Origin of the sequence: Paenibacillus sp. BJ-4 (assembly GCF_020404765.1) — a bacterium.
In the GTDB taxonomy this organism is placed as follows: Bacteria; Bacillota; Bacilli; order Paenibacillales; family Paenibacillaceae; genus Paenibacillus.
In genome coordinates this window covers 13,798-27,255 of record NZ_JAIVEM010000114.1, presented here as the reverse complement: position 1 = coordinate 27,255, position 13,458 = coordinate 13,798, and the positions used below count along the sequence as shown (strand labels likewise).

Here is a 13,458-nt window from a genome sequence, read left to right as displayed (position 1 = left end):
TTATTTACGTACAAATATATTGAGGATTTCATTGGCTGCCTCATCCACAGACATGGTATCGTTCAACATTTCATCCAAAAGTCTGCCGCACAGTATATCGTCAAAGTCTTCAGTGCTTTCGCCTTGCGGCAGTAATGCATGGGCTTTTAATTGATCCTTGCTTTCAGAAGTCCAGTAATGCTCTCTAGCGAAAGGATAGGTGGGCAGGCTGATACGGTGAGGCATCTTCCCTGTGTAAAGTTTTTTCCAATCCAAATTTACCCCTTTGGTCCACAGCTCCAGAAGCTTTGTATATTTCTTTTTGGAAATCCAAAGCTCGATCATTTGTTGCATGTCCTCGTCTCCTGAAAAAATGGACAACGATTCTTTGTTACGTTTAACCTGTCCCCTATATAGGTTGAGCATGTTATGGCGTCCATCCACAAACCCCTTTAATTTTTCCTCAAGCTCTGCGGTAGATTCTACTAGCATGGCCAGACGCTCCTCCATCGCTTCACGCCCTACCTGGAGCGTATAGGCAATATCCGGTAGGCTGGCGGAGGAAAGCTGACCCTGAATCGCCTCCAGCAACTGCCGTCCCTTTTCCTTAAGCTGCTCCTCGCTCTTGGCTGACAGCACGATCATGGCTGGTCCCTGAGAAGCAAATCCTATTTCAGACTGCTCCTGGGGCTGGGGAACGTATTCTTCAATCACGATATGAGCGTTAGCCCCTCCTGCACCGAAAGAAGATATGCCTGCCCGTCTTGGATATTCTTTCGTTATTCCATCGGTTGTAATTACCGGTCTCTTCCATTCCTCCAGGCTTTGCTGAACGATAAAAGGAGTATTGTTAAAATTAATTTCAGGATTCAACTTCCCTGAATGTAAGGATGGTACGAGCTGAAAGTGCTTAAGCTGCAACAATATTTTGGTCACTCCTGCAATGCCTGCTGCGCTCTCACAGTGGCCTATATTGGATTTGACCGCCCCTATGGCGCAGAACTGTTTATCCTCTGTGAATTTTTCGAAAGCCCTTGTCAGTCCTGCAATTTCAATAGGATCACCCAAAGCCGTACCGGTTCCATGGGCTTCAATATAACTGACTGTTCTTGCATCGACGTTCGAACGCTGGAGCGCTTCTTCAATCAACCAAGATTGAGCTTGAGGGCTAGGTACTGTATAACCGCTGGTTTTGCCTGAAGCATTGAGCATGCTCCCTTTGATGACTCCATAAATATGGTCACCATCTGCAATGGCCTTCTCCAGCGGTTTTAACACGATAGCGCCGACACCCTCCCCATCGACAAACCCATCGGCTTGGTCTCCGAATGACCTACATGCGCCAGTTTTAGAAAGCATCGTCATAGCCGACAGCTTGATATAGTGGATAGGGTCTACAATCAAATTGACCCCTCCGGCAATGGCGCACTCGCTTGTACCACTATACAAACTTTCCAAAGCCAAATGGATAGCCGTCAATGAGGAAGAGCAAGCTGTATCTATGGACATACTCGGACCTTGGAAATCCAAATGATAGGAAACCCGGTTGGAAATAGAATTGTACTGTGGTCCAAAAGCGTAATTTCCGTTCATAACCCCTGCGAATACACCGACTTTTCTACTCTCACAAAGATTGGCAGGAGTATACCCGGCATCCTCTATACTTGCATATGCTGCTTCCAGGAACAGCCTTTCCTGCGGGTCCATTGTTTCGGCTTCAGCAGGAGAAATCTTGAAAAATAGCGGATCGAATAGATCAATGCCTTCGATAAAGCCGCCCGATTTCGTATAGATTGCGCCCCTCTTCCCTTTTTCTTCGTCAAAGTAGCTCTTCCAATCCCAACGGTCTTCAGGAATTTCAGTGATGCAATTTTTACCTTCTCTTAGATTGCTCCAATATTCCTCTACATTACGAGCTCCTGGATAACGTCCTGACAACCCAACAATCGCAATATCCCTGATATTGGAGGGCTGTGCCGTCGGCCTTTCAATCGTACTGTCAGAAGGCTTAAGGAAGCGTCCCCCGCGTTCAAGCTTCATGGGGGCAGTAGCGAGTAATCGCGGAGCAGGAACCTCTTCAACTTTGGAAGTTTCTTCCTTTAACTCTGGTTCCTTTATCCCTACCAGCTTCTTCAACGAATCCTTTTGGTTTTGAAGAAGGTACGCTACTAAATCATCTATTGTGTTGTACTCAAAAAACAGCGTGCTGGAAAAATCCTCGATTACTTCACGCAAAACATTTGTAATTTGCACAACCAATATTGAGTCGATCCCATACTCTTCCAGGGCAACCGTAGAGTCGACACTTTGCGGTTCCATTTTTAGCGTCTCGCCTAGCAAATGTTTAAAATACGCCGTACCTTTTTCACGCAGCACATTTTCCGCCTCGGCCTGTACTACCTCTATTTTGGGTTGAGATGGTTGTTTCGCTGATACCGTTTCTACGGTTCGTTTCTCTACCGATATGGATCTCCGTTTTTGCTGTCGCTTTTGTCGAACCAAGCCATCGCTTTGGGCTACAACGATCTGCTGGCCCCAATCATGCGCCTCCTGTGCAGGGAAGAACGCTGTACGGAAGCCTTCTTTGGCCAATACATTTTCCCATATTTGAGGATGGAGCCCTGGGCAGCCGGGAATACGTAATTCCGCATCCTCATACGCCCACCAGCCATCCAGCAATCCGAAGGTAAGGTGGGTAAATACGCTGCTACCCGTGATTTCATTTAACAAGAGCAGGCCTTTGCTTTTCAAAACCGCTTTGGCATTACGTAATGCCTGGCGGATATCTTTTGCGGTATGAAGTACGTTAGCGGCAATGACAATATCATATTTACCCGCATCAATACCTTGCCCGGCAACAGGTTCTTCCACATTAAATATCCGATAGCTGAGATATGGATTGTGCGGCCCATACTCTTTTTCCGCGTGCATCAAAAAGGCTTTCGAGATATCGGTGTAACAATATTCCTGAATGTGTTTGTGGTATGGCCGTAATTTCAGGAATACTGTTTCACTGGTTCCTCCGGTGCCCGCCCCGATTTCAAGAATTCTGATTTCCGCACCGGAATCGCTCATGATTCTCTCTTGGACATAGGCGGCAACCGTATCGGCAAGTACTTCATTAAAGTAGTCCACAACCAGATTGTTCTTATAAATTCCTTCCACCAGTTCCATAGAGGAATTGGGGAAGATAATTTCGGTTGCAGGGCATTTTCCGGTAAGAATTTCCGGTAAAGCCCGTAGCGTTGTCTCAGCCAAATTGACCCTTGCTCTCATCTGCGGATAATTCAGCCATGTACGCTTGCGCTCTTCCCATTCCTCCCAGACATCATCATTGCTATAAGAAAAGCTGGAATAATCACTGCCTGAAAGGCCGTAATCCATCCGTGCCAAAATCTCCATGCTCTCTTTCAGCCATTTGCCGTATAACACAGGGAGTCCGTGCTTATTTTTAAAATCGTCGACCGACTGACGATCTGTCCCTGACAGCCCCATGGACAAAAGCTGCTCCCGCAACAACCTGTACAGGAGATGTTCCATTTCCCTTTCCTGAAGGTCGCCAGCATCCTCTGCGCCATAGCTTTGGGTAAAATGGATTTTGGATTGTATGGCTGCAGCAATATTTCCCTGTATATCCCGGAGATCCGGATCAGGATTGTGCGGGTATAGTTCAACAGCTTCCGTCGGATTAGTTCCTTCCATATCTAGATGTCTTGTTGTTTTCATAAGCCCCATTTGGTCCATCGGTGAGGCAAGCAGTGTCTCAAGTGCCTCCATGCCCTCCTGAATCTCAATAAGCCCGACGCCTATCTGCGCTAGTCTTGAATAATTTTCTACCTCTTGTTGCCCGCCATTGGAAGCATTGTCTTCGCCGCTTCCCCAGTATCCCCAGTTCATGACTTTCACCGGGCAACGCCATTCTTGTAAAAGCCGATGCGCAAACGCGTCCTTAAAGGTGCATCCAGCTGCATAGCTGCTTTGTCCCGGATTCTTTACATAGGAGATAATGGAAGAGAAAAACAGTACAAAATCCAACGGTTCCTTTTGAAAGACCTGGGCCATGCGTACACTTACATCGACCTTTGCTGAAAGCCCTGACCGGAGCCCTTCCTCCGTCAAATCTTCCAACCCCTTCTCCAAAAATGCAATGGCAGAGTGGACCACGCCATTGATCTTGGAGTACCGCTGCTTTATCTCCTCATATGCCCGCTGCAGCTCTCTTTCATCTGTTGCATCCGCCGTGATGTAGCCTGGAACAGGTCCCAGGCCCTCAAATGCGTCCAATTTAGCCTGGATAGACGCATCCTTTGGCCTTCTGCCTATCCACACCATCTGGGCCTGGTAGGTAGATGCCATATACTTGCTCCACGCCTCTCCGATATTGCCGGCGCCACCGATTATCACATAGACGCCTCCGGTTTTGAAAAGCGTCTGTCCTTTTGAACCTGGTGTCTGCTTGAATGGGATCAGATGCTGCCGATACCACTGCCCGCTCCTGAAAACCCACATCCGTCCCTGTCGGTCCGAAGGCAGCGTAAAGATATCGGGTAACGGCCAGTCATGATCGGATGGCAGGTCAATGATACGGATTTTCCAGTTCGGATATTCTTTGACCATAGAGCCTACCAACCCATGCAGACTTGCGTGAGTCGGGTGGACTGTATCGTTCTGATCGATCGACAGAGCTTGGGTGGTTATCGTTGTCCAGCCTAGCTTTTTCGTTCCATACCCCAGTAGAAGCATCGCTTTGACCATTTTAAAAAAGAGAAGGACTCCTTGCTCCTGTTCCTTGATCAAGGATTCGGTAGTCACCGATTCAACAGAAATGCAGGGTGCAATCCACAGGATATGGTCAACGGCTCCATATTCCTCTACCTTTGAGGCGACCGTTTCTATGGAATCCTGCGCCTGAAGCTCCAAAAAATGCGCCCTAGGATAATGTTCCCGGATGGCTTGTCGGTCTGTGTCAGTACCCCCTGCAATGACAAATCGGTCTATCGACGACGGGGAAACGATATCTTTTTTTATCGTAGCCGGGTCCCATTTCGGGATGAGCATGACAGATCCTACAAGCGGGTCGGCTTCATTTTCGCCTGCCACTACACCTTGTGCAGTTTCACCTCGGAAGTCTCCGTCCAGCGCGCGGGTGGATAGCCCTGTTATTCTGACACAAACGATTCCTTCCTCATCACACAAGACAATATTGAGCTTCTGTACCTTGTCCTCTTTCTTGCTGCCCTCGCTGTATTGAATCAACGACCACATGGTCGGAGTGCATGCCCCATAAATCTCAATCTCTTGAAGGGCAAATGGCATGAAGGGCGTATTCGGTACTGTGCTACCCGGCAGTCCTCCGTTCTCTTGGCCCATGATCAATCCGATAGATGCATGCAAGGCAGAATCCATCAGGCTGGGGTGAAGAACAAAGCTGTCCGCCGTATCGGAAATAAAGGCAGGCAATGCCAGCTTGGCCAGCACCTTTCCAGGATGTGTATACACCTTGTCTACACACCTATATGCCGGGCCATAATCCATTCCCATTTCCTTGAAGATTTCGTAGCAGTATGATCCGTTAAAACTGCATTGACCAAAATCTTCCTGTAACGCCTTAAGGTTCAGCACCGGTTCTTGTTCTAAGTAAACCTGCACCGCATTGCCCTGGCTATGCACGGTGCGCCCTGTGTCGTTTGCCCCTTGCCCACTGTACACCTCAAAGCTGATTTTTCCGGCGTCTTCAAGGACTAGTCTAGTGTGTACAGAGACTGTCCGGTCTCCCGCAACAATGGGCCGAATCCAGTTTACATTTTTCAACCGGATTCCTGTTGTGCTGTGGTCGACATTTCCTATAGAGCGTTCCACAGCCTCCCGCACCATCTCAAGATATGCCACACCTGGCAGAATCCTCTGGCCTTTTACGGCATGATCCCTGAGGAAAAACTCCTCGCCTGTAAACGTTGAACTGAACCGTTGCTCCAAAAAGTCTGAAGTGTTCTGATGCAGTAAAGGTGATAAAAAGGAAGGTAGGGACGGAACGGCTTCTGTTATTTCGGCGCTCTTTACCTGATGTACAGGCACCCAGTAGCTTTCCCTGGCAAAAGGATAGGTGGGCAAACTAATCCTGTGAGGCTTCGCATCCCCATACAATCTGTTCCAGTCCAAAATCAGTCCAGTCACCCAAAGTTCAGCGAGCTTTCCATATTTACCTTTGTTCACCCATGCATCAATCATTTTAGCCATATCTTCATCGACTTCCTGAGTGACCAGCCCTCCTTTATTACGCTTTACCTGTCCTCGATACAGTTCTTCTACGCCTTCCTTTTCCTGCAGGAAACTTTCCAATTTCCAGTCAAGCTCTTTGATGGATGTTGCGATTATCACGAGACGTTCGTCCATCGCTTCTCGCCCAACCTGCAGCGTGTATGCGATATCTGCGAGACCTATATGCGGGTCATTCAGTTCTCGGATTGCAGATAACAGTCTTTGCACCTGCTCGTCCAGCCTTTCCTTATTCTTGGCCGATAACACAATCATTACAGGACCCAGGGATGCAGGAGCAGCTTGCAGCTGACTAGTTTCTACTGGAATATATTCTTCAATCACCACATGGGCGTTAGATCCTCCTGCCCCAAAGGCCGATACTCCTGCCACCCTTGGGTACTCCCTGGTTTCACCATGGATTGAAACTACAGGTCTTTTCCATTCTTCTAATTCCTGCTGGACTTTAAAGGGACTATCACTGAAGTCTATATTGGGATTTAACGCGCTTGAATGCAGTGAAGGCACTAACTGCTTATTTTTCAACTGCAAAAGCACCTTTGTCACCGCTGCGATCCCAGCTGCGCTCTCACAATGCCCGATATTAGACTTCGCAGATCCGATTGAGCAGAACTGCTTGTCCCTGGTGTATTCCCGGAAGGCTTTTTGTAAGCCTGCAATTTCAATCGGGTCACCCAAGGGAGTCCCTGTACCATGGGCTTCTATATAACTAATGGCTCTAGGATTGATTCCTGCCTCCTTGATTGCCTGTCCAATCACGCTGGCCTGTGCATTGGGATTGGGTACGGTATATCCGTTGGTTTTCCCTCCGTGATTAACTGAAGTCCCTTTTATGACTCCATATACCCGGTCTCCGTCTGCTATGGCTTTGGCAAGCGGCTTGAGCAGCAAAGCCCCGACTCCTTCTCCCGGTACATATCCGTCTCCCTGCCCGAAGCTTTCACATCTTCCATTGCTCGATGCAAAACTTCCCTGTCCCAACAATAAGTACTTGTTGGGGTGGACGGAGACGTTGACCCCCCCTGCTACCGCAAGCTCGCATTCTCCATGCTGCAGTCCGTGACAGGCCAGATGGATTGCAGTCAGTGATGAGGAGCACATCGTATCCACAGCGATACTCGGTCCATGGAAATTACAAAAATACGATACGCGGTTGGCAACCGCCGAGGCATTCCCGAGAAGTCCAATCATCCTTCCCTTGGCTTGTTCCTGGGCTCCATAGAGCTGATATTCATGATACATAACCCCGACATAGACTCCGACATTGCCTTCCATGCCGCCAAGCCCCCGGTCTGCACAAAGAGTTTCACGTGTATAGCCCGCATCCTCTATCGTTTCATAAACGCATTCCAGGAATAAGCGTTCCTGGGGGTCCATCGTTTCGGCTTCCCTTGGGGAAATATTAAAAAACAACGGGTCAAACCAGTCCACCCCATCGATAAACCCTCCCCACTTGCTGTAGGTCTTGCCGGGCTTGCCTTTGGTTTCATTAAAGTACAGGCTGTGATCCCAGCGCTCCTTGGGAATCTCTGTAATACAGTCCTTCCCATCCTTTAGGTTTTTCCAGAACTCGCGGATACCTACTGCTCCCGGATATCTTCCCGACACCCCGATAATGGCAACGTCCAATGCCTGCTTTTCCAGACGGGGCTGCGTACCTGTCGGGAGAAGCCATGATCGCCTGCGACTGGCCGATATTGATGCCAAAGGCTTTATTGTTGATTTTATAGGCACTTTCGGCCCTTCATGAGGAACTCCATTTTTCTCCTTCACTTCTAAAACATCTAAAACTTCTATCAGCCGGCCGCGATACGTTTCAAGAAAATACTCAGTTAATGACCGAAGATTCTGGTATTCAAAAAATAATGTTTTCGGCAGTGAGCCAAAGGTTTTTTCCAATTCATTGGTAAGCTGCATGACAAGTATGGAGTCAATCCCATACCTGTCCATAGGTGCGTTTGCATCTATGCTTTCAGCTGGCAGCTTGATCACGGCTGAAAGTAGAGCTTTCAAATAATCTTCAGCTTTTTCCCTTAGCCATTCTTCACCGATAACCGGGGCTTCCCCGCTTTCCATTTCGGATCGGCCTGAGACTTCAGTTCCCGAGGACTGTCCTAGAATGGCCGCTTTAATTCTATGGGGATCCCCTTCGATAACCATAACCTGACTTCTACCGGAAGACAGGCTTTGATACAAAGCTTTTATCCCATTCTCCGTCTGCATGGCAGTCATGCCCAGGCCTTGCATCGCCCGTTCAGTTTCCGGGTCGACATGCATGCCTCCATCCTTCCACAGAGGCCAGTTGATCGACAGTGTTTGCCCCTGGCGCTGCTTCGCTGTCACCAAAGCATTTCGATAGGCGGCATAGGCATCCATAAAGCCATTGGCAGCAGAGTAGTCCACCTGCCCTACATTGCCAAGGCTTCCAGCTCCTGAAGAAAATAAGATAAAGAAATCCAGAGCCAGGGCTCTGCTGGCCTGGTCCAGATTAATCAGCCCTGAAACCTTGGGAGTCAATACTTCTATGACCTCTTCTTTAGTCTTTTTAATAATGAAGTTGTCCCGTATCACTCCTGCTGTGTGCAAAATACCGTTAAGACCGCCAAATTGCTCGACGATGCCATGTATTAACCCGGTGACCGCTTCCTTGTGACCCACGTCCACCTGTCTGTACTCTACATGGCCGCCCAGCGCTCTCAGTTCGCTTAGCAGGGTCTGTTTATCCGCCGAAAGTGGTGACCGTCCTGCCAGTACGAGGGTGAAGTTTTTCACATTGGTTACGATTTCTTTGGCAAAAATAAGTCCCAGACCACCTACGCCGCCAGTAATGAGATAGATCCCTCCATCTCTCCACGGCAGGGCCGTATCTTCACGCAAGTTTTCAATTTCATGCCATATTAGAGCCCGTCGTTGGCCCCCATGGTATCGTATCCGTTCATCATGCCGGCTTCTTCGGTTCTCATGTAGTTTCTCAATGATTCCTTCGAGGCTATTCCCCGCATCAAGCTCAAGCAGCTGTCCCATAACATTTGGATTTTCTTTATGAGCGGTTTTCAACATTGCAAAGAGCCCGGAATAAACCTGTTGGTCCTTCCGGGCAGGAACTACAATTTGTATTAAAACTTTCTGTTTATGCATGTCCAGCATAATACTTTGCAATTTTTCGAATATTTGAATGACATAATCTTCAAACCGCGCGTCCGTCTCCATGCTTGAGGACTGTAAAACAAGGCAGCGGGTACCGCCCATACGAGCTTCAATATCCTCCCTAGTGATACCTTCAACTTCACACAGGATCACAACATGCCGGATATCGTCGGAAACGCCCACACCTGCGGGGACAGTCCTTTCCTTCCAGATGGGCTCCAGCATCAGCGTATCAATCATCTCAGCATTGCCAGCTTGCCCTGCTCCTTCTTCCAGCTCTCTGGATGAGAGTCCATTGAATTGCACGCAAATCTTTCCGGTCTCATCGCAAAGATCAATATGCACCATGCTCAATCCATTCGACGTCTCTTTGCTCTCTTGGCGCGAGATCCGGGCCCACATCACAGGAGTGCATTTTTCGGATATCTTCAGTGCCTGCAAGGCAAAAGGTATTGCAAGCTTGCCTGCAGGCAAATGTTCTTCTGAACCCACCACCAAGCCGATTGTGGCCTGCAAGGCTGAATCCATCAAAGACGGATGTAATACAAATTCACTTTGGGTATGAAGTACAGTGGATGGAAGGGACAGCTTTGCCAGCACGTAATCCTTTCCTCGGAAAATTGCCTCAATGCCACGGTGTCCCGGCCCATAGTCTATCCCCATAGCTCTGAAAGCTTCATAGCATTGGCTTGAAGAAAGTGGGTTGCGGGTGCACCCTGCCCGTAACGCATTCAGGTCCAGAACCTGTAGCTCACTAGCTCTCTCCAACACAGCCGTCCCCTGACTGTGTATAATATCTTCGGTTCCTTTTACCCCGCTGCCTATTTCAAACGCAATCTCTCCATTATCCTGAGGATATAGAGTGATGTGTATTTTGACAGGTTCACCTGCTACAACCACGGGCTGAGCCCATACGATATTTTTCAGCCGAATATTTGTCTCGCCATCCACAACATCCCCCGCTGCCTCTGCTACAGCTGCTCGCACCATTTCAAGGTAGGCCACTCCGGGTAATGTTTGTTGACCCTTGATTCTGTGGTCCGACAGGAAAAATTCTCGGCCTGTAAAGGTGGAGCTATAGCGTTGTCCGCAGAGGTCGGAAATATTTTGATGCAGCAAAGGATGAATTTGGACGGTCAAAGCAGGATTTATACTACCCTGTCCAAGATCTGCCTCGGACAACCAATAGCGTTCCCTCTTGAAGGGATAGGTTGGCAGACTGATTCGTTGGGGCTTGATATCCCCATAAAGAACATCCCATTCAATGCTTGCGCCATTGACCCACAATTTGGCCACCTTATCCAGCCTTCTATTCTGGATCAAGGTCCGAACCAGAGTACCGGTGTCTTCGTTTAAATCAAAGAGTTCGATTCTGTCTCCGGCATTGTCCACACGACCAGTCAGCACTTTTTCCGACGAGTTTCCATTCACAAAGTTCTCCAGCTTATCTATTAGATGCTCTCTTGAATCCGCTAAAAACGCGAGGCGACAGTCCATGGCCTTTCTTCCCACTTGCAGGGTATAGGCCAGATCTGTCAGATTAACGTTTTCATGCGATTTAACAAAGTTCAACATATTTGTTGCATAGGTTTTCAAGGATTGCTCGCCTTTAGCGGACAGCACAAATAATCCCGGGTTATCATTATCCACTGCGGCCGGGTTCACCGCAGAGGCTACAGGAACATATTCTTCAATAACCATATGAGCGTTAGTACCGCTGAATCCGAAAGCACTTACGCTTGCGCGCCGAGGTATTCCCGGTCCAGACTCCCAGCTCTGCAGCCCGGTGTTAATATAAAACGGGCTGTCCTCCAGAGAAATATGTTCATTTAAGGAGGTAAAATTGATGGTAGGCGGCAATTGGCGGTGTTTCATGGCCAGCAGCACTTTCATCACACCGGCCACCCCTGCCGCAGTCAGCATATGTCCCATATTGCTTTTCAGCGACCCCAGCGCGCAATAGCCCTTCTTGCTCGTGTAGGACCGGAATGATTCGGTAAGCCCTTCCACTTCGATAGGGTCGCCCAGCTTCGTTCCTGTCCCATGAGCCTCGACCATGGAGATGGTTTCGGGATTAATATGAAACCGCCGGTAAACCTCTTTTTCCAGCGAGGTCTGTGAATTTACACTTGGGGCGGTTATTCCGTTGGTTTTCCCATCCTGGTTCATTCCCCATCCCCGAATAACTCCATGTATGGAGTCCTTGTCCCTGATTGCATCAGAGAGCCGTTTTAATAAAATGACCCCAACCCCTTCACCGGGGACAAATCCGTTTGCACGGGCGTCAAAAGTAAAGCACCGTCCATCCTTGGACAGCATTCCTGCCTTGCTGGTCATAACGTGCATCCCCGGCCCTGTCATCACCATTACTCCGCCTGCCAAAGCAAGGTCGCTTGTTTCTAAAACAAGACTGTTGCAGGCTTCAGCAATCGCTACCAGAGAGGAGGAGCACGCAGTATCAATAGCCAGAGAAGGGCCTTTCAAGTTCAACAGATACGAAATCCGGGCAGATAAAATTGAAGGCGACCCTCCCATGAGGACCTGCGCATTTAACCCCTGTCCACTCATGGACCTCCCATAATCACTGGCTGCACAACCTACAAAAACACCACAGCGGCTCTCCGACAGTGAGACTGGATTTAATCCGGCATCTTCAATGCATTTCCAGCTGCTTTCAAGAAACAGGCGCTGTTGAGGGTCCATCATCTCAGCTTCCGCAGGAGATATATTAAAGAACAACGGGTCAAATTTATCTATATCTTCTAAAACACCCATCCATTTGCTGTAGGTTTTTCCCTGAGCTTTGGGATTGGTATCGTAATATTCATCGATAGACCATCGCGTTGAAGGAATTTCCGATATGCAATCCCTGCCCTGAGCCAGATTGTCCCAAAATTCAGCCAAAGACCTCGACTTGGGGAATTGCCCTGCCATGCCTATAATCGCGATAGACTCCTTAAGCTCCTGACCGCGCGGCAGTTCCGGCATGGCTTTTTTAGTCTCAGCATGCTTGACCGGTTTGTGCGCATCGCTGTTATTCGGCATCTGTCCGTAGGCGGATTGAATGCGTTCCTTAACCTCCTGCTGATTCACAAACGTTTTGTCCTGCATTTTTATTTCTTTCTCAATCGTAATCGCCAGCTTTTCTCTTATCGATTGGGCCATATGATTTTTCAGCTCAATCAATGACTCTCTGGGGGACTCGGACAGTTTTCTTGCCAGCTGCATTGCGTGCGGTACTACTTCATTTCTCGGCAGGACTGGAAAAGGAACCCCTTTGGTCTCTAGCTCTGAACCGCTATATCTAGTACCTGTAAATAAAATTTCCTGCGCCATACTGACCCCGAATTTCTCAGGGAAAATTAGGGTTGATCCCGCCCCGGGAGTAAAGCCGTATTTCATAAAGTTCGTGGTATAGATGCTTTCCCGGCTCATTACGATAAAATCGCAAAACATCCCCATGCACCAGCCTGCGCCAATCCCATGTCCCTGCATGGCGGCAATGACCGGCAGCTTGCAATCCAGCGCAATCCTGTAAACATTGGTATCGCTGTATTTTGCCTTTCCCTCATGGATAGCCAGCAGTCCCTCTTGTGTGCCTCCTGTGGCAAAGTAGGTGTCGTAACCCGTCAGAATTACAACTTTATAATTCTCGTTCGCCTGCACCGTCTCGAACGCCTGGTTCAAACCAATAATCAGCTCATCGGAAAATGTGTTTTTATGCTCCGTGTCCTTCATTGTCAACAGGACAATCCCATGCTCAAATTCCTGTACTTCAACCACAGACTGTACCTTCATAGTGCAGTCGCTTATCCCCTGTCCATCCTCCGGTCCGTGAAAGCTGTCCAATGGCTGCAGCAAGAGAGCCGGTCCTTCTGAAGATTCTTGCGGACTGGCTTCCAAAGATTCATCCGGGAGCCCGCCAATAAATTGAAGCAATTGTTTTTCAGCATCTTCAGAATTTATTTTCCCTGTTTGCACCGCACGAAAAATATCTTTTGAATCCATAAACATGTCCTCCTAGCTGTATGAAATAGGACGAATATCGTATTGGCT

Annotated in this window: 1 protein-coding gene; it reads right to left on the bottom strand. The window is 48.5% G+C overall.

Annotated features, from left to right (window positions below; translation table 11 throughout):
• On the bottom strand, positions 1–13,410 hold the full coding sequence (locus LCF57_RS18135) for an SDR family NAD(P)-dependent oxidoreductase (protein ID WP_226001951.1): 13,410 nt from the start codon (positions 13,408–13,410) through the stop codon (positions 1–3).
• Between the last annotated feature and the right edge of the window lie 48 nt (positions 13,411–13,458).

Coding starts and splice junctions, on each gene's coding strand:
- LCF57_RS18135 (WP_226001951.1), bottom strand. CDS start 13,410: ATGGATTCAAAAGATATTTTTCGTGCGGTGCAAACAGGGAAAATAAAT.